General features: G+C 59.3%; 15 protein-coding genes and 1 pseudogene. 14 read left to right on the top strand and 2 right to left on the bottom strand.

The window, feature by feature from the left end:
- Nucleotides 1-6: 6 nt before the first annotated feature.
- Nucleotides 7-777: an SDR family oxidoreductase gene (locus tag NXC24_RS13095; protein WP_104823689.1), complete on the bottom strand. Its 771-nt coding sequence runs from the start codon at nucleotides 775-777 to the stop codon at nucleotides 7-9.
- Between the two features lie 222 nt (nucleotides 778-999).
- On the opposite strand from NXC24_RS13095, the gene NXC24_RS13090 reads away from it, so the two are divergent.
- The 11 genes from NXC24_RS13090 (at nucleotide 1,000) to NXC24_RS13035 (ending at nucleotide 14,447) form a co-directional block, all read left to right on the top strand.
- Entirely contained in the window at nucleotides 1,000-2,187 is a 1,188-nt protein-coding gene (locus NXC24_RS13090; RefSeq protein ID WP_104823688.1) for a glycine C-acetyltransferase, read from the top strand.
- Nucleotides 2,188-2,208: 21 nt separating this feature from the next.
- The gene (gene tdh, locus NXC24_RS13085) at nucleotides 2,209-3,246 is read left to right on the top strand and encodes an L-threonine 3-dehydrogenase (protein ID WP_104823687.1); all 1,038 of its coding nucleotides are present in this window, start codon (nucleotides 2,209-2,211) and stop codon (nucleotides 3,244-3,246) included.
- A 446-nt stretch (nucleotides 3,247-3,692) separates the two neighbouring features.
- Nucleotides 3,693-5,756, top strand: a complete 2,064-nt coding sequence (rpoD, locus tag NXC24_RS13080) for an RNA polymerase sigma factor RpoD (RefSeq protein WP_104823686.1) — start codon at nucleotides 3,693-3,695, stop codon at nucleotides 5,754-5,756.
- Nucleotides 5,757-6,094: 338 nt separating this feature from the next.
- Nucleotides 6,095-7,732, top strand: a complete 1,638-nt coding sequence (locus tag NXC24_RS13075) for a DUF930 domain-containing protein (RefSeq protein ID WP_104823685.1) — start codon at nucleotides 6,095-6,097, stop codon at nucleotides 7,730-7,732.
- 133 nt (nucleotides 7,733-7,865) lie between these two features.
- A complete protein-coding gene (locus NXC24_RS13070; protein WP_104823684.1) occupies nucleotides 7,866-8,849 on the top strand; it encodes a DMT family transporter in 984 nt (327 codons plus the stop codon).
- 256 nt (nucleotides 8,850-9,105) lie between these two features.
- Nucleotides 9,106-9,399 carry a GYD domain-containing protein gene (locus tag NXC24_RS13065; RefSeq protein ID WP_104823683.1) on the top strand — a complete coding sequence of 98 codons (294 nt, stop codon included), beginning with the start codon at nucleotides 9,106-9,108 and terminating at the stop codon, nucleotides 9,397-9,399.
- A gap of 167 nt (nucleotides 9,400-9,566) precedes the next feature.
- On the top strand, nucleotides 9,567-10,223 hold the full coding sequence (locus tag NXC24_RS13060; protein WP_104823682.1) for a glutathione S-transferase family protein: 657 nt from the start codon (nucleotides 9,567-9,569) through the stop codon (nucleotides 10,221-10,223).
- Nucleotides 10,220-11,029, top strand: coding sequence for an AraC family transcriptional regulator (locus tag NXC24_RS13055; RefSeq protein WP_104823681.1), 810 nt, complete (start codon nucleotides 10,220-10,222; stop codon nucleotides 11,027-11,029). Before NXC24_RS13060 ends, NXC24_RS13055 begins: the two co-directional genes overlap by 4 nt.
- Before the next feature lie 84 nt (nucleotides 11,030-11,113).
- Nucleotides 11,114-11,806: a phenylalanine--tRNA ligase beta subunit-related protein gene (locus NXC24_RS13050; protein ID WP_104823680.1), complete on the top strand. Its 693-nt coding sequence runs from the start codon at nucleotides 11,114-11,116 to the stop codon at nucleotides 11,804-11,806.
- Nucleotides 11,807-11,953: 147 nt separating this feature from the next.
- Nucleotides 11,954-13,183, top strand: coding sequence for an MFS transporter (locus tag NXC24_RS13045; protein ID WP_104823679.1), 1,230 nt, complete (start codon nucleotides 11,954-11,956; stop codon nucleotides 13,181-13,183).
- Nucleotides 13,184-13,520: 337 nt separating this feature from the next.
- Nucleotides 13,521-14,447 carry a LysR substrate-binding domain-containing protein gene (locus NXC24_RS13035; RefSeq protein ID WP_104823677.1) on the top strand — a complete coding sequence of 309 codons (927 nt, stop codon included), beginning with the start codon at nucleotides 13,521-13,523 and terminating at the stop codon, nucleotides 14,445-14,447.
- A gap of 12 nt (nucleotides 14,448-14,459) precedes the next feature.
- Here NXC24_RS13035 and NXC24_RS13030 read toward each other — a convergent pair whose 3' ends face one another.
- Nucleotides 14,460-14,852 carry a GNAT family N-acetyltransferase gene (locus tag NXC24_RS13030; protein ID WP_104825148.1) on the bottom strand — a complete coding sequence of 131 codons (393 nt, stop codon included), beginning with the start codon at nucleotides 14,850-14,852 and terminating at the stop codon, nucleotides 14,460-14,462.
- A gap of 180 nt (nucleotides 14,853-15,032) precedes the next feature.
- Here NXC24_RS13030 and NXC24_RS13025 point away from each other — a divergent pair, with 180 nt between their 5' ends.
- From NXC24_RS13025 to NXC24_RS13015, 3 genes and pseudogenes are all read left to right on the top strand, one after another.
- Complete coding sequence (locus NXC24_RS13025) at nucleotides 15,033-15,386, top strand: DUF1428 family protein (RefSeq protein WP_104823676.1); 354 nt, start codon at nucleotides 15,033-15,035, stop codon at nucleotides 15,384-15,386.
- Nucleotides 15,387-15,473: 87 nt separating this feature from the next.
- The gene (locus NXC24_RS13020) at nucleotides 15,474-15,911 is read left to right on the top strand and encodes a secondary thiamine-phosphate synthase enzyme YjbQ (protein ID WP_104825147.1); all 438 of its coding nucleotides are present in this window, start codon (nucleotides 15,474-15,476) and stop codon (nucleotides 15,909-15,911) included.
- 165 nt (nucleotides 15,912-16,076) lie between these two features.
- Nucleotides 16,077-16,381, top strand: a pseudogene (locus tag NXC24_RS13015) (hypothetical protein).
- The last annotated feature ends 161 nt before the right edge of the window (nucleotides 16,382-16,542 follow it).

Raw genomic sequence — 16,542 nt, 5'->3', positions numbered from 1 at the left:
GCGCACTCACATCCTGACGGTCATGCCGCCGTCGACGGTCAGCACATGACCGTTGACAAAGGAGGCGGCGTCGCTGGCGAGAAATAGTGCCGCGCCGGCGATCTCGTCAGGACGGCCCCAGCGTTGAACGGGAATGCGCTGGCGCACGAAGGGCATAAGCTCTTCGTTTGCCGCCATCGCGGCGTTCGTTTCCGTCGCGAACCAACCCGGTGCGATGGCATTGCTTGTGATGCCGTGCGGGCCAAATTCCACGGCCATGCCGCGCATAAGGCCAGTGAGCCCTTGTTTGGCCGCAGGGTAGACGCAGTCTCCCGGCATGGCGACATGGCCGCTGATCGAGGTTACCGAGATCAACCGTCCATGACCATGACGTTTCATCAGGCGTGCAGCGTTGCGCGAGAGCGCAATCGAGGCAGCCAGATCCGTGTTGAGGAGAGCAAGGATCGCTTCGTCGTCGAAGTCGGCCAGCGGGCGTCTGTCACGGGCGCCGACATTGTTGATCAGTATGTCGAGCCGGCCGTGGTTCCTTTCGATATCCGCCATTGTCGCACGCTGCGCCTCGTGATCGGCGATGTCGAAAGCGGCAGCTTCGGCGGTGCCGCCTGCCGCGCGGATGGTTTCCACGGCGCTGTCTAACGTCGCGGCCGTACGCCCATTGATGACGACATGCGCTCCTGCGCCGGCAAGCGCCTTCGCCATCTCCAGACCGAGACCGCGACCACTACCGGTGACGAGCGCGACCCGACCCTTGAGCGAAAATCTATGGAATATGCTCATCACATCCTCACCATACGGGAACCGCATTATGTTTGCAGGCAGATAGTGGACTCAGTCAAATAAATTTTGCAATAAGGACGAGCAATATCGATGTCGTTCATTGCCATATCGCATGAGCGTCAATGCCTCGCGCATTTTTGCCGCTGCTGAATGCAGCAAGAAACCAAATCCTGTGTTATTTCTCGGGCCGTCTCCGCCCACGACCAACATCGGAATGCGACGATGACCTCTGAATTCATATCCCATTTGCGTACAGAACTCGCCGGTCTGAAAGATGCGGGCCTCTATAAATCCGAGCGCGTCATCACCTCCAAGCAGGCGGGCGAGATTGCCGTCGTGGGCGGCGAGCGAGTTCTGAATTTCTGCGCCAACAACTATCTCGGCCTCGCCGATAATGAGGAACTGGCAGAAGCGGCAAAGAAAGCGCTCGATCGCTATGGCTACGGCATGGCCTCGGTGCGCTTCATCTGCGGGACTCAGGAAGAGCACAAGCAGCTTGAGGCGCGGATATCGGCCTTTCTCGGCATGGAGGACACGATCCTTTATTCCTCCTGTTTCGATGCCAATGGCGGGTTGTTCGAGACGCTGCTGTCGGAGGAGGATGCGATCATCTCCGATGCGCTCAACCACGCCTCGATCATCGACGGTGTGCGTCTCTCCAAGGCGAAGCGCTTCCGCTACGCCAATAACGACATGGCGGCCCTAGAAGAGGAGCTGAAGAAGGCCGAGGGCAGCCGTTTCAAGCTGATTGCCACCGACGGCGTTTTCTCCATGGATGGCATCATCGCCAATCTCGAGGGCGTCTGCGATCTTGCCGAACAATATGGTGCGATGGTGATGGTCGATGACAGCCATGCCGTCGGTTTTGTCGGCGATCATGGCCGCGGCTCGCCGGAACATTGCGGCGTCGAGGGCAGGGTCGACATCATCACCGGTACGCTTGGCAAGGCGCTCGGTGGGGCATCGGGCGGCTATACTTCGGCCAAAGCCGAGATCGTTGATTGGCTGCGGCAGCGCTCGCGCCCCTATCTCTTCTCAAACACGCTGGCTCCGGTCATCGCGGCTGCTTCGCTGAAAGTCTTTGATCTGATCGAAAACGGCAGCGATCTGCGCGACCGGCTCCGTGGCAATGCCGAGTTCTTCCGCAGCGAAATGACCAAGCTCGGTTTCACGCTGGCCGGCGCCGATCATCCGATCATCCCCGTCATGCTCGGCGATGCCAAGCTAGCGCAGGAGATGGCAGCGCTGATGCTGAAAAAGGGCGTCTACGTCATCGGCTTCTCCTTCCCGGTGGTGCCGAAGGGTCAGGCGCGCATCCGCACGCAAATGTCGGCGGCGCATTCGAAGGCCGATGTCGAGCGCGCGATTGCAGCTTTTGCCGAGGCGGGACGCGAACTCGGAATCATTTGAATCGGATGGAGACGGCAGCTCATGTCGAACATGATGAAGGCATTGGTCAAATCGAAGCCGGAAGTCGGGCTGTGGATGGAGCAAGTTCCGGTTCCCGAGGTTGGGCCGAACGATGTGCTGATCCGGGTCAGGAAATCGGCGATCTGCGGCACGGATGTGCATATTTGGAACTGGGACCAGTGGGCGCAGAAGACCATTCCGGTGCCGATGGTCGTCGGTCACGAATTCTGCGGCGAGATCGCGGAGATCGGCTCGGCGGTCACCAAATATCATGTCGGCGAGCGTGTCTCCGGCGAAGGACATATCGTTTGCGGCAAGTGCCGCAACTGCCGGGCGGGCAGGGGACATCTTTGCCGCAATACGCTGGGCGTCGGCGTCAACCGCCCGGGCTCGTTCGGCGAATTCGTCTGCATTCCGGAAAGCAACGTTGTCCCGATCCCTGACGATATCCCGGATGAAGTGGCGGCGATCTTCGATCCCTTCGGCAATGCCGTGCACACCGCGCTTTCCTTCGATCTGGTGGGCGAGGATGTGCTGGTTACCGGCGCGGGGCCGATCGGCATCATGGGCGCCATGGTCGCCAGGCGTTCGGGCGCACGCAAGGTGGTCATCACCGATATCAATCCGAATCGGCTGGCGCTCGCCCGCAAGCTCGGTATCGAGCATGTCGTCGACGCCTCGAAGGAAAACTTGGCCGATGTAATGAAGTCTATCGGTATGACCGAAGGTTTCGATGTCGGTCTGGAAATGTCGGGTGCCGCGCCCGCTTTCCGCGACATGATCGACAAGATGAACAATGGCGGCAAGATCGCTATTCTCGGCATCGCGCCGGCCGGCTTCGAGATCGACTGGAACAAGGTGATTTTCAAGATGCTCAATCTGAAGGGCATCTATGGCCGCGAGATGTTCGAGACCTGGTACAAGATGATCGCCTTCGTTCAAGGCGGGCTCGACGTCTCGCCGGTCATTACCCATCGCATCCACATCGATGATTTCCGCGATGGCTTTGAAGCCATGCGTTCTGGTAATTCCGGCAAGGTGGTAATGGACTGGATTTGACCAAATTCGTGGCCCGGCCGCATCAGCATTGCCGCGAACTGCGGAAATGCGGGTGGTTTCATGGGCCTGCCCTTGTCAACGCGCGGGGACTTCCTAAATACGGGAAGCAATTGTTTCTGGGCGTGTTGGGCCTGTGGATAAGGCTTTTTCACGATTTTAACAGGCTTTTTTGCTGGAAAAGCTTGACGAGAGCAAAAATTGTAGGAATCACCGTTTGTCCTCGGAAAAACGGTGAAGTGGGTCAGGCGGATCACGTATACCATGGCCGGAATTCCAAACGCAATCCAGCTTTGCTGTTGGGAGCCGGTGATCGTGGTTAATCAGGCATTAAAGGTCATTCCGTTAGGTGTTTGTCGGTGATTCGGGGCTGGCGCGAGGCGTGCCGGGCCAGAGCGGTCAGTCACCGCGTGTAAGTTTCAAGCGTCAGGGAAAGCGACGATATAGAGATGGCAACCAAGGTCAAAGAGAACGAAGAAGCTGAAGTCGAACGCGACGGCGCCTCGGATGGCCCGCTTCTCGATCTTTCCGACGACGCGGTCAAGAAGATGATCAAGGCCGCGAAAAAACGCGGCTACGTGACGATGGACGAGCTCAACGCCGTTCTGCCGTCCGAAGAAGTGACGTCCGAGCAGATCGAAGATACGATGGCTATGCTCTCCGATATGGGCATCAACGTCATTGAAGACGAGGATGTCGAAGAGGCGGGCGCGGCAGCCAGTGGCGGCGACGACGACGATTCCAGCGGCGACGAGGATGGTGAAGGCGGCGAGCTTGCGCCTTCCGGCGGCTCGGCGCTTGCAACCACCAAGAAGAAAGAGCCGACCGATCGCACCGACGATCCGGTGCGCATGTATCTGCGCGAAATGGGCTCTGTCGAGCTGCTGTCGCGCGAAGGCGAAATCGCGATCGCCAAGCGCATCGAGGCCGGCCGCGAAACCATGATCGGTGGCCTCTGTGAGAGCCCGTTGACGTTCCAGGCGTTGATCATCTGGCGCGACGAACTCAACGAAGGCACCACGCTGCTGCGCGAGATCATCGATCTCGAAACGACCTATTCCGGTCCAGAGGCCAAGGCTGCGCCGCAGTTCCAGAGCCCGGAAAAGATCGAGGCCGACCGCAAAGCGGCCGAAGAGAAGGAAAAGGCCCGCGGCCGCCGTTCCTCCGGCGATGACGACATCACCGACGTCGGCGGCGAAGGCATGCCGATCGAGGAGGAGGAAGAGGACGAGGACGAATCCAGCCTCTCGCTCGCCGCGATGGAAGCAGAGCTTCGCCCGCAGGTCATGCTGACGCTCGACACGATCGCCGAAACCTACAAGAAGCTGCGCAAGCTGCAGGACCAGCAGGTCGAGCAGCGCCTGTCGGCTTCGGGTACGCTGTCGTCCGCACAGGAGCGCCGCTACAAGGAGCTGAAGGACGAGCTGGTCAAGTCGGTCAAGTCGCTGTCGCTGAACCAGAACCGCATCGACGCTCTGGTCGAGCAGCTCTACGACATCAACAAGCGCCTCGTGCAGAACGAAGGCCGCCTGCTGCGTCTTGCCGAATCCTATGGCGTCAAGCGCGATAGCTTCCTGGAACAGTATCAGGGCGCTGAGCTCGATCCGAACTGGATGAAGTCGATCGGCAACCTCGCCGCCCGCGGCTGGAAGGAATTCGCCAAGAGCGAAAACACCACGATCCGCGACATCCGCCAGGAAATTCAGAACCTTGCGACCGAAACCGGCATTTCGATCTCGGAATTCCGCCGCATCGTTCATATGGTGCAGAAGGGCGAGCGCGAAGCGCGTATCGCCAAGAAGGAAATGGTCGAAGCGAACCTGCGCCTCGTCATCTCCATCGCCAAGAAATACACCAATCGCGGCCTGCAGTTCCTCGATCTCATTCAGGAAGGCAATATCGGCCTGATGAAGGCGGTCGATAAGTTCGAATATCGCCGCGGCTACAAGTTCTCGACTTACGCTACATGGTGGATCCGGCAGGCGATCACCCGTTCGATCGCCGACCAGGCCCGCACCATCCGCATTCCGGTGCACATGATCGAAACGATCAACAAGATCGTTCGTACGTCGCGCCAGATGCTGCATGAAATCGGCCGTGAGCCGACGCCGGAAGAATTGGCCGAAAAGCTCGCCATGCCGCTCGAAAAAGTGCGCAAGGTGCTGAAGATCGCCAAGGAGCCGATCTCGCTGGAAACCCCGGTGGGTGACGAAGAGGATTCGCATCTCGGCGATTTCATCGAGGACAAGAATGCGCTGCTGCCGATCGATGCCGCCATTCAGGCCAACCTGCGCGAGACGACGACCCGCGTTTTGGCATCGCTGACGCCGCGCGAAGAGCGCGTGCTGCGCATGCGCTTCGGCATCGGCATGAACACCGACCACACGCTCGAAGAAGTCGGCCAGCAGTTCTCGGTTACCCGCGAACGTATCCGTCAGATCGAAGCCAAGGCATTGCGCAAGCTGAAGCATCCGAGCCGCTCCAGAAAGCTGCGCTCGTTCCTCGATAGCTGAGCAGGTTGCTTTGTTGCTATGAAATTAGAACCCGGTTCGTACAAGCGAGCCGGGTTTTTCGTTTTGTCAGATGTGCCTGCACTGCACGCTTCGCGACAGGTCCTTCTAACGGTGCAACGTTATGTGCTACGGTGTTGGTGAGGGTTTTCCGCGCACCGCGGAGCTGTGATCAGACTAACAGTCTGCAATTTTCCGGCTGCCTCTTTCTGGCCTTGATGTTTAACACCATATGTCGGGAATCTAGGCGTCGTCGGATGTCGTTTGTCGGTAAGGTTTGGATGAAATTGTTGAGCGCTTTTCCGTCTGTCCTGCGTCGTCAGCCTTGCGGCCGCTGACCGATGGAGCGCGTCGCCGAACAGCGGAAACCGGATGAGCGTCGATGGGGACTGATCCCTTCCATTCTGGTGCACATCCTGTTTTTCGCTGCGCTTTTCCTGCTGCCGGTGGTGGCTATGCCGATACCGCAGCCGGAAGACAGCATCAATGTCGAGATGGTGCCGCAGCCCAAGGAGGAGGCAAAGAACGCCGCAAAGCCGTCGGAGCGCGCCGGCCGCGTGCCGACGCCGACACCCAGGCCCGATGAAAAGCAGCCTTCGAAGGAACCGAAGGCGGCGTCCACCGACAAGACTGAGGGCGAGCAGACCGCTGACAAGCTGAGCGACGAGAGCAAGACGAAGGCTGAGAAGGGGCCTGACCCGAACTCTAAGGATCAGGATGCGAAATCGCAGGAACCCGCGCAGGCCGATAAGCCTGCCGATGTGAAGGCCGATCAGCCAGCACCGACCACCGAGCAGGCCGACGCGCAGCCGCAGCCGGGTGATGCGCCGTCGCCGACGCCGGCCGATGATCAAGCCAAGCCGCAAGATCAGACGCCGACGACCGACGATCCGGCACAAGCAAAGCAGGACCAGCCACCTAGTTCCGATCCGGCGACACAGCCGCAGCAGCAAACTGCGGATCAATCGACGCCATCTGCCGATAATCCACCACAACAGACATCCGCCCAGCAGGCTGCGGCAGAGGCCCACACGCAGCCGCAGGCGAACCCGACGCCGCCGGCAAGCGATGACACTGCGCAGCAGCAACAGGCGAAGGCGGAGGAGGCAGCGAAGACCGACGCGGAAGCCAAGGCCGCCAAGCCGGACGCCGCAGCGTCTGCAACCGATCCGAATTCCAGTGATCCCGCATCGACGCCGACGCCGGAAGAGCTGGCGACGGACCAGCCGTCTGACACCCAGATCGTCGAGCCGAACACGCCGTCTATGGATGCAGCAGGCACGCAGGCGGATCAAAAGGACGGAGCGGCGTCCGATCCCATAGCGGGACTAGCGAAGACTGCCGAAGGGCAGGTAGATCAGCAGCAGGCCGCGGCTGATCCCAAGGTCGTGCCGGATGTTGCCGTGCCGACGACCGGAGGAGCGCAGCCACAGCAACAATCGCAGGATCAGCCGGTCTCCGGCGACCCTAGTGACCCGACGGCCGGAACCACCTTCGTCCCCGCGCCTCAACCTCGGCCGCAGCAGCAGGCGTCAGCGGACAGCACGCAAGACGCATCGAAAACCGATCCGTCGCAGGCTCAGCAAAAGTCCGGCGGCCAGCAGGGAAAATTCATCCAGGCCAAGCGCTTCTACTCCGGTACAGAGATGGCGCGTATGTCGAAGGACGAATTGGACGCCTGGAAAAAGTTGCCGCGACGTACACGAGTGCAGCAGCTTTGCAATAGCGAGGAAAAGCTGCAGTTCGGGTATGAACTAAAAGCGAGCGGCTTTTATAACTCACTGATTACACCGGCCATGCTGTCGGATATTGATCTCGTCGGCGATGGAGCTGGCGTGCTCACACCGAAAGGTTGGGTAAGGGTGGCATTTAAATGTAACGTTGACGATGCGGCCTTGAAGGTGGTTGCCTTCTCCTATTCGGTTAGAGGTCACGTCTCCGCAAAACAGTTGGAGAGGATCGGCGCTGCTGGCAATTGACGGACAGCACTCGTCTCATCAGCTTGAAACAATAGTTTATTCCGACGCCCGATAGAAATTCTGCCCATTTCATCATACGATTGCGGCTGACAACGTCTGATTCAATTCCCTCCCTTCGCATCGCCCAATTCCAATGACATCGATCACAGCCGATTCCAATTCGATGGCCGCCGGCCATTCCACGCTTCGTGGCGTCCTCTTGGCATTCACATCCTATGCCGTCTTCGCGTTCAGTGACGCGTCAATCAAGATATTGCATGGGACGCTGCCGTCCTATCAGGTGGCCTTCGTCGGCTCGCTGTTCGGTTTTGCGGCGATCCCGTTTCTGAAGACGCGCGGAGATGGGTGGCTGGATATCGTCAGGACGACGAACCGGCCGCTGTGGATGCTGCGTTTCGCGTGTGGCGCGATCGGCGCCATCTGTTCGATCGTGGCTTTCACCGAGCTGACGATGGCAGAGGCTTTCGCGCTGCTCTTTCTGCTGCCATCCTTCGTCACCATTCTGTCCGTCGTGTTCCTCAAGGAGGACGTGCGCTGGCAGCGTTGGACGGCGGTGATCGTCGGTTTCGTCGGCGTGCTGGTCGTGCTGCGGCCGGGATTTCGTGAGCTTTCGATCGGCCACCTCTGCGCGGCGATAGGCGGCTTAAGCGGGGCCGTCTCGATCGTCATCAATCGCGCACTTGGCTCGAAGGAGAAGCGCATCTCGCTTTATGGTGCGGTGTTGTTCGGCACGCTGATCGTCAGCGGTTTGCTGATGCTGCCGGAGATGACATGGCCGACGGCTTGGCAATGGATGTTCCTCGCCAGCTACGGTCTTCTCGGCGCTGCCGGCACCGTCCTCTTGATGAGCGCAGCGAAGTTGGCGCCCGCCAATCTCGTTGCGCCACCGCAATATAGCCAAATGATTTGGGCGATCGGTTTCGGCTATCTGCTGTTCAATGACAGCATAGATCTGCCGATGGCGCTCGGCATCGTCCTTATTGTCTTTTCCGGCCTGCTGACGCTGGCACGCGAGCGCAAACGCGGCACACCCTTGCCGGCGGCGGTTGTGGCTGCGGACACACGGGCATCGTTCGCGACAGCGCAGGAGACGCAGGCCAAGACACCAAATCGGTGAAATGCTTCGCCGGCGGTCCCTTTATCTCGTCACCCGAATGAATGGGGATTAGGTTTATTGTCGCCGCAAGGTGACAAGCCTATTGTGTTACTCGGGGCGAACCCATCTTCACGGGAAGGGACCCCAAGCACTGGATGGCGGCGCGTAGTTCCGAAAACCATGATGGTTTTCGAGGGGCTTACGCGTGGATCAACCGTTACTGCGTCATCTGCCTGCCCGTCTCAACGGGCGTGCGGCGCAGCGGAGGAGGTGTGAGATGACCACTTATATCGTTCTGCTCAATTGGACCGACCAGGGTGTGCGTAGCGTAAAGGAGTCTCCGCGGCGGCTGGATGTCGCCAAGAAGCAGTTGGAAGAGATGGGCGGTTCCTTCAAACAATTTTTCCTGACTATGGGCGAACACGACATGGTCGCTGTCTGCGAGGCACCCGATGATGCGGTGATGGCTCGCTTTGCCTTGGCGCTTGGTTCGAACGGCAATGTGCGCTCGCGCACGCTGAAGGCCTTCCCCGAGGCCGCTTATCGCGAGATCATCGCCTCCCTGGGATAATATTGGGGCGACCTTGCTACGTTGACTGTTGATTCCCCGGCCAGTGGCGCTTGGCCGGGAGATGGAACGCCATGATGTGGGCGCGGGAAGCTCAGGCGATGAAGCTCACCATTGACCGCAACGGCCGACTTCGAAAAGATGTCGGATGAACGAAATGGCGTTGAGATATGGAACAGCCTTGCCTTTTTGGCGCGGACTATAGCGTCTACGTGCGAATTGCGCGCCTTGCGCTCATCGAGAAAGGCGTCGAGCACCAGAGGGTGCCGATCGACATTTTCGCTGAGGGCGGGCCGCCGGCATCCTATCTGGAGCGGCATCCATTCGGCCGGATTCCGGCTTTCGAACACGGCGATTTTCGGCTCTACGAGACGGCTGCGATCACGCGCTATGTCGACGAGGCATTCGAGGGGCCGCGCCTGCAGCCTGTGGCGCCTCGGCAGCGCGCGCGGATGAACCAGATCGTCAGCATTGCCGACGGATATCTCTATCCGCATCTGGTGTGGGGTATCTACGTGGAGCGGGTCTCAAAGCCGGCAGAGGGCATTGCCGCCGACGAGGAACGAATAGCCACGAGCCTTTCCAAGGCCGCAATCGGCCTTGCCGCTCTTTCAGATCTTATGGAAGATACGCAGTGGCTCTGCAGTCCGGACCTGACCCTGGCCGATCTCTACGTCGCGCCGATGTTTGACTACTTTCTCATGGCGCCGGAGGGGCGGGAGATGATCGAGCATCATCCCAAGCTTGCGTCGTGGTGGTCGCGTATTGCAGCCCGGCCAAGTGTCGAGATGACGGCTTTCAGCAAACTGGAAGAGCCGGGCGCATGAAGCCAGGCCAGTTCAGGATGTTTCGCTCCTCCATTGCCGGCGTCGAAGCCGTGGCGGCGGAAACCGGATATAGCTTTCCCAAGCATACCCATGATCAGTTCGGCATCGGCGTCATCGAGCGCGGCGCGCAGGTGTCGCTGAGCGGGCGTGGCGTGGTGCGGGCTGAGACCGGCGACGTCATCACTCTCAATCCGAACGAAGTGCATGATGGTATGCCAATTGGGGAGAGCCGTGTTTGGTCGATGCTCTATTTCGATCCACGGCTGATGACGGATCTTCTGGGCGATATCGGTGAGGGCGGCGCCGGCGAGGGGGAACTTCCTTCTCCCGTCATTCGAAACGGACAGATCGCCGCGCGATTCAGAACACTGTTTTCGACGGTAACTCGTCAGGATGGTCAGGACGCTGCGCTGCGGCGAGACGGACTGTTGTTATCACTTGTTGCGGACGTGATGCGTGAGCAGGGGCAGGCGGATGAGGGCACCAATGCGCCCGCCGCGATCATGCGTGCTCGCGATCTCATCGATGATGATCCGGCAGCATCGGTGACGCTCGCCGATCTCGCCGGAGTGAGCGGGCTCAGCCGTTTCCAGCTCCTACGCGGTTTCGCCAAGGTGACCGGATTGACACCGCACGCCTATCTGCTTCAGCGTCGCATCCAGCGAGCGCGGCGGCTGATTGCCGGCGGCATGCCGCTGGCCGAGGCGGCTTTTGCCAGCGGCTTTGCCGATCAAAGCCATATGACTCGGATTTTCGTGCGCAATTTTGGTGTGTCGCCGCGCATCTATGCCGACACGACGCGCTGAGGCATCTGCAATTTCATTCAAGACCGGCTGCCTGCATCAAGGTTTTCTGCTGTTCCAAGTCAGAACCGCGCAGAAGGAAAAGCCATGTATTTCCGCCATTCGAATGAGATGTGGAGCGAATTCCCCGATCTGGTCCCCGGCGTCCTCTTCGTGGAAGGAATCACCGCCGATGTGGCCGTCAGCGATCGTCTCGCGAAGTTCCATGCAATCGCCGAGGAGCGGCTGGCGGGTAGTGCGGAAGGCGAGATGCCGGAGATCCAGGCCTGGCGGCGGACCTTTTCGAAAATGGGGCTGAAGCCGACGCAATATCGCTGCGCTTCCGAGGCTTTGCTCAGACGATTCCGCCAGGAAAAATCGCTGCCGCAACTGCATCCGCTCGTCGATCTGTGCAACGCCATCTCGATCGCCTTCGCCATTCCCGTCGCCGTCTTCGATCTTGCGAAGATTTCCGGCGATCTCGAAGTCAGGCACGCGACCGGCAGAGAGAGCTATCTCACCTTCGCTGGCGAAACGGAGCATCCGGAGCCGCGCGAAGTGATCTTTGCCGATAGTGCCGACCGGGCGCATGCGCGGCGCTGGACCAATCGTCAAAGCGGCCTTTCCGCCGTTCGCGAGGATACGCGATCGCTGCTGATCGTCGCCGAGGCCATGCATGAGGCGGCCGGAAATGATGTGCCGAGATTGATCGCAACCCTTGCCGCTGAACTTGCCGGCGTGTGGTCGGTCGACACAAAGACTGGGATGCTCAGTCGCTCTTCACCACGATTTGATCTCTAGGTTCGCGCTTTGGCGGCAATTTGCCGATCTATCCAAAAAATGCAGTTGACAAGTGCGGCGTTCGGGCAGAGCAGGGGACTTAGATAAATATTTCATATTGCTCATAAAGTTTGTTCCGTGCACGGCGCGCGGACAGAAGAAAGACATATGGACACCCTGCACAGTCACGATCGGGTCAGCGCGCTCGGTCATCCCGGATATCGTTCCTTCGCCGCCTCCCGCGTCTTTTCCTCCATCGGTTTCCAGTCGGTCACCGTTGCCATGGGCTGGATGATCTACGATCAGACCCATAGCGCCTTCTTCCTTGGCCTAGTCGGCTTCTGCCAGTTCCTGCCGATGGTGATCCTGACCTTCATTGTCGGTCATGTTGCCGACCAATTCGATCGCCGGCGCATCGGCCTGGTCTGCCAGTTGATCGAAGCCTTGACAGCGCTAGCCCTTGCCGTCGCAGTCTGGCAGCACTGGATCGGCCCGGCCGGCATCCTCGCCGCAGTCGCCGTCATGGGGGCGGCCACTGCCTTCGAGCGTCCTACCATGGCCGCGCTGTTACCGAATATCGTGCCGCCGTCGATGTTGCAGATAGCGATCGCTACCTCCACATCGATGATGCAGACCGCTTTCATCATCGGTCCGTCGCTCGGCGGCCTGCTCTATGGCGTCAGTCCGATTGCGCCTTTCGCGGTGTCTGCCGTGCTGTATGTCATCGCGAGCCTCAATGTCATTTCGATCCGCGTCGAGCGACAGCGGCCGTCGTCGCGGGAGCCGGTGACTCTGAGCTCGGTCTTTGCCGGCGTCTCCTTCATCAGGAGCAGACCGGTGATGATGGGGACGATCTCGCTCGATCTCTTTGCCGTGCTGCTCGGCGGCGCCACCGCGCTGCTGCCGATGTTCGCGCGCGATATCCTGCATGCCGGCCCCTGGGGCCTCGGACTGCTGCGCGCTGCGCCCGCAATCGGTGCTTTGGTCATGTCGATCTGGCTGGCGCGGCGGCCCCTGCAGACCGGCGTTGGCAAGAAGATGCTGCTTGCCGTTTTCGTGTTCGGCATCGCCACAGTCGTCTTCGCGCTCTCGAGCAACATCATCCTCTCCGTTACGGCACTGCTTGTCGTCGGGGCGTCGGATACGGTCAGCGTTGTCGTGCGCAGTTCGTTGGTGCAGCTCTTGACACCGGACAACATGCGCGGCCGCGTCAATGCCGTGAACTCGCTGTTCATAGGCACGTCCAACCAGCTCGGCGAATTCGAATCCGGCATGCTCGCCAGCGCGCTTGGCCCGGTTCTCACCGGCATCGTCGGCGGCGTCGGCACCATCGCCGTCGTGCTGCTTTGGATGCGGATCTTTCCGGATTTGACCAAGGTCAAGACGCTCAGGGGATAAGGTGGCCTCGGCCAGACCGGCAAAACGATCCAGCACATGGCTTCGCGCTGTAGGCTCATGGATGGTGCGGAATATTGTCCAGCCCGGCATCTCGCCTAAGGTGGCCGTTGACTGAGAAGATATTTTCGCGTCTCGCCTTCTTTTCGGCACGCTGTTTTTGGACGCAAGCAAACGCACGGAGCAGCCGGTTGATCCGCTTTTCGATGCTACGCCGCAGAATGAATCCATGAATGTTTCTCATCTGTCATAAGCCTGATGGTCTTATGACTTAGAGGAATGCGCCCGTATACTTCTCATGTATAATGAAGCTTTCATCGCCTATGCATGAAGGATTTTCATGGGGAAAAGACCGCTTCCACCACTGGCCGTCTTGCAAGCATTTTGCGCTATCGTCGAAACCGGCGGTTTTGGCCGTGCGGCTGAGAGGATGGGGCTGACGCAGACTGCCGTCAGTCATCAGCTTTCGCAGCTTGAAGGCTGGATCGGCGGCAGGCTTTTCGATCGCGGCCGGTCGGGCGCAAGATTGACGCCGCTCGGCGCGCGGCTCCACCCGGCGATTGTGGAGACGATTTCTCAATTGGAGACGGCGTTGTATCACGCGCGGGCGAGTGTGTCGGTTCGCACGCTGACGCTGTCGGTGACGCCGGAATTTTCCAGCCAATGGCTGGCGTCTCGACTTGGTGATTTCTGCCAGCGCCACCCCGACATCGAGCTGAAGATGATTGTCGGCTATCAGCGACCCGATTTCGGGCCTGAGGGCGTCGATCTTGCAATCTGGCTCGGGCGAGCCGAAGCCGGCCTCGTCCAGGAAGAGTTGCTGACGGACGAGGAGTTTGTCGTCAGTTCACCGACGCTGTCCGAGCGGTTGCCGAAGCGCAATGCCATAAAGGAAGCGCCGCTGCTGCGTTACACCGGCATGCGCCATACCGTACTGGATTGGCAGCGCTGGTACGAACAGGTGATTGGCCATGGCAATGACGGCGGAATGGCCGATTTCAATATTGGCCAGGCGGCGGAGAACGGACCTCTATTCGAATCCTTTGCCGACATGCTCGGAGCATGTCGGGACGGTCTCGGCTTTGCGCTGGTTCGCAGCTCCCTTGTCGCGAAGGATCTCGCGGAGGGGCAGTTGGTGCGTTGTTTCGTCGAAGTTCAGCCGGCAGCCGTCAGTTACAATCTGATCTATCCGTCGAATGCCTTGCAAAACCCATCGGCTGCGTTGTTCCGCACCTGGTTGATATCTCGGGTCAATGCCGTTGCTTGATCAGGCTCGCTGTCAATCGCCCAGCCTGATCAAGCCGGCCTCTGTCGCCGCAAAGCCCAGGTTCCGATAGAGGCCGGCGAGATGAGGTTCGAAATCGACATGCAGCCACTCTGCGCCGCGTTCGCGCGCAACGTTCGTTGCCATTTCGACAAGCTTGGTTGCTATTCCCTGTCGACGGAATTCGGGTGCGACGGTGGTATCAAGGATAAAGGCATGTATGCCACCATCCCAGGCAATGTTGACGAATCCTATCAGGCGCACTCCATGGAAGGCGCCGATATGGGCGAGGCTTCTCGGCAGGATAGATGAGAAATCGCGTGGGGTACTCTCGTTCCAAGCCGTTGCCCATAGGGCGTTGAGTGCTTGGTTGTCAGGATAGGGATCGATCCTGAATTCGATCGTCATGACCATCATCTCGTCATTGATGAAACCGCAATGGCAAGCTTATCCGCAGGGAGAATGGATGCAACGGGCGCGTAGGGCAGGCCGATATCAAGGCGATTGGAATGGAAAAGTGCATCCCATCTCGGATCGCGCTATGATCGATCTTCCTTTGCGTGTGGAAACAGAACAGAGGAGGTTGTTATGGCCTATGTGGATGGTTTTGTTATTGCCGTTCCGAAAGACAAGCTGGAGATTTACAAGACGTTGGCGGGGAAGTCCGGCGATATCTGGAAGGAATATGGTGCGCTTAGCTACGTGGAGTCTGTTGGGGACGATGTGCCCTATGGCCAGTTGACGTCCTTTCCGCGCTCCGTTCAGGCGAAGGAAGACGAGGTGGTGATCTTTTCCTGGATCACTTACGAATCTCGCCAGCATCGCGATACCGTGATGGAAAAGGTCATGGCCGATCCGCGGCTGAAAGACGAGATGGCAAATATGCCTTTTGATGGCAAACGCATGATCTATGGCGGCTTCGAGATTTTCTTGCAGCTCTGATCGGCCTTGGCGGCAGCGGCTGGGCTTGACTTTCCGCCCGTTGCGACCGACCTCAAGCGGATCGCTGCGATCAATACCGGAGATGCCATGCCGCAGACCGTCATCACACTGTCGACCCATGGCCAAGGACTTTATGAGTTCACAGACCAGGCAGCGGAATTCGTCCGTGCAGGGACTTCGGCAGGCTCCACATCGAGCGACGGGCTGCTGACGATCTTCGTCCGCCATACCTCCTGTTCGCTGCTGATCCAGGAGAACGCCGATCCTGACGTGCAGACGGATCTCAACGCCTTCTTCCGCCGGCTCGTGCCACCGTCTTCCGACCCTTCGATGCGCTGGATCGTCCATACGACCGAGGGGCCGGACGATATGCCGGCGCATATCAAGACAGCGCTCACGCAGGTGTCGATCGGCATCCCCGTGATGCGCGGACGCCTGACACTTGGCACATGGCAGGGCATCTATCTTTTCGAGCACCGCGACCGCCCGCACCGGCGCGAAATCGTGCTGCATCTTTCGGTCTGATTCAGGAAAATTCGCGTCAACCGATCGTCCATTGCGCTGAATACAATCTGAATGAGTAATTCGTCTTCAGTTCAGCTTGGCTGGCCTAATGTTGCTTCAATCCTGAGGCATTTGGCCAAATCAGGATTGCAACGATCCGTAGCAGGACTTGAAGGAGAAATACCCATGATCGGCATTTTCGCCAAGGCTGGCATTGCAGCTCTCATCACGCTCGGCGCCGCTTCCGCCACCGTTTCTGCCGCCTCGGCCAACGACCTTTCACCGAGCATTCATCAGGTGCGCCACGATCCCATCGCGGCAGCATCTGCTCGCCGATAACAGCCGTTCAGAAGGCTCGCGCCATGGGCCTGCGCCGCGCTCGAATCCAGAATATCACGCCGCGCCGTGTCGTCGTTGAAGGCTTTGGCCGGCACGGTCCGGATCGTGTCGTTTTCGCCAACGTGCCGGGTTGCCCGTTGATCCGCCGCTGATATCGCGTGGCCGTTTATGGCCATGATCGCGCTGCCGCAGCGATGTTTTAAGATGAGTGAAGTCGTCCTCATAAAGGAGGGCGGCTTTTATTTTCTGCTGTGCAGTGAGTCCGCCTCTGGTCTCGCTTTTGCTTTCATTGTACCTGAATGGCGTATGAACG

It is taken from the genome of Rhizobium sp. NXC24 (assembly GCF_002944315.1).
In the GTDB taxonomy this organism is placed as follows: domain Bacteria; phylum Pseudomonadota; class Alphaproteobacteria; order Rhizobiales; family Rhizobiaceae; genus Rhizobium.
This window is presented reverse-complemented; position numbering and strand designations above follow the sequence as displayed.

Bases quoted from the DNA above. Each gene is read 5' to 3' on its own strand.
- NXC24_RS13020 (WP_104825147.1), top strand. From the start codon at position 15,474: ATGCCGCAGACCGTCATCACACTGTCGACCCATGGCCAAGGACTTTAT.
- NXC24_RS13095 (WP_104823689.1), bottom strand. From the start codon at position 777: ATGAGCATATTCCATAGATTTTCGCTCAAGGGTCGGGTCGCGCTCGTC.
- NXC24_RS13060 (WP_104823682.1), top strand. From the start codon at position 9,567: ATGGAACAGCCTTGCCTTTTTGGCGCGGACTATAGCGTCTACGTGCGA.
- NXC24_RS13075 (WP_104823685.1), top strand. From the start codon at position 6,095: ATGGAGCGCGTCGCCGAACAGCGGAAACCGGATGAGCGTCGATGGGGA.
- NXC24_RS13025 (WP_104823676.1), top strand. From the start codon at position 15,033: ATGGCCTATGTGGATGGTTTTGTTATTGCCGTTCCGAAAGACAAGCTG.
- NXC24_RS13055 (WP_104823681.1), top strand. From the start codon at position 10,220: ATGAAGCCAGGCCAGTTCAGGATGTTTCGCTCCTCCATTGCCGGCGTC.
- NXC24_RS13045 (WP_104823679.1), top strand. From the start codon at position 11,954: ATGGACACCCTGCACAGTCACGATCGGGTCAGCGCGCTCGGTCATCCC.
- tdh (WP_104823687.1), top strand. From the start codon at position 2,209: ATGTCGAACATGATGAAGGCATTGGTCAAATCGAAGCCGGAAGTCGGG.
- NXC24_RS13035 (WP_104823677.1), top strand. From the start codon at position 13,521: ATGGGGAAAAGACCGCTTCCACCACTGGCCGTCTTGCAAGCATTTTGC.
- NXC24_RS13050 (WP_104823680.1), top strand. From the start codon at position 11,114: ATGTATTTCCGCCATTCGAATGAGATGTGGAGCGAATTCCCCGATCTG.
- rpoD (WP_104823686.1), top strand. From the start codon at position 3,693: ATGGCAACCAAGGTCAAAGAGAACGAAGAAGCTGAAGTCGAACGCGAC.
- NXC24_RS13070 (WP_104823684.1), top strand. From the start codon at position 7,866: ATGACATCGATCACAGCCGATTCCAATTCGATGGCCGCCGGCCATTCC.
- NXC24_RS13030 (WP_104825148.1), bottom strand. From the start codon at position 14,852: ATGACGATCGAATTCAGGATCGATCCCTATCCTGACAACCAAGCACTC.
- NXC24_RS13065 (WP_104823683.1), top strand. From the start codon at position 9,106: ATGACCACTTATATCGTTCTGCTCAATTGGACCGACCAGGGTGTGCGT.
- NXC24_RS13090 (WP_104823688.1), top strand. From the start codon at position 1,000: ATGACCTCTGAATTCATATCCCATTTGCGTACAGAACTCGCCGGTCTG.